Annotated in this window: 1 protein-coding gene; it reads left to right on the plus strand. The window is 45.3% G+C overall.

Features of this window, described 5'->3' with window-relative positions; all coding sequences use genetic code 11:
• A partial coding sequence (locus R7Z50_RS27605) for a GGDEF domain-containing protein (RefSeq protein ID WP_318149769.1) occupies window positions 1–697 on the plus strand: 697 nt, incomplete at both ends.

The raw sequence follows: 697 nt of genomic DNA on the forward strand, positions 1-697 counted from the left end.
TCGGTATTCTGCTGCTGAAAACCAACAAAATCATCCATGCGATGACCTATTCTGCAATGGCTTTGGCTTCCGCAACATTCATCTTCTTTGATGTGCAGTACATTTCCAGCACCATGTTTACGCTTACTGGTCTGCTCATCATCATCTATTCAACCTCGGCGATTCACCAACTTGCGTTTACTGACAGCCTAACGCAGATTCCAAGCCGCATAGCATTAGATTTAGATCTAAAACACATGGGCAGAAAATTCACAATTGCAATGCTCGATGTCGACCACTTCAAGAAATTTAACGACACGTACGGGCATGACATCGGCGATGATGTGCTCAAAATGGTGGCTTCAAGATTAATGAAAACACGTGGTGGTGCAAAGGTTTATCGCTTCGGCGGCGAAGAATTCACCATGGTCTTCAAGGGAAAAAACGTTGAAGATTGTCGCCAATATATAGAAGAAGCTCGTAAAGCTATCGCTGAATATGAAATGATCCTTCGTGACAAAGCCTCTCGCCCTGACGATCACAAGCAAGGCCAGCAAAACCGAGGTACCGAAGACATGCAAAGAGAATCGGTGTTCGTCACGGCGAGCTTTGGTGCTGCAGACAGTAGAAACGGAAGAGAACCTGCTGAAGTCATCAAACTGGCGGATGCGGCATTGTATAAAGCTAAAAAAGCAGGTCGAAATTGCACCAGAGTGAA

The organism is Vibrio sp. 1249-1, from assembly GCF_033340495.1.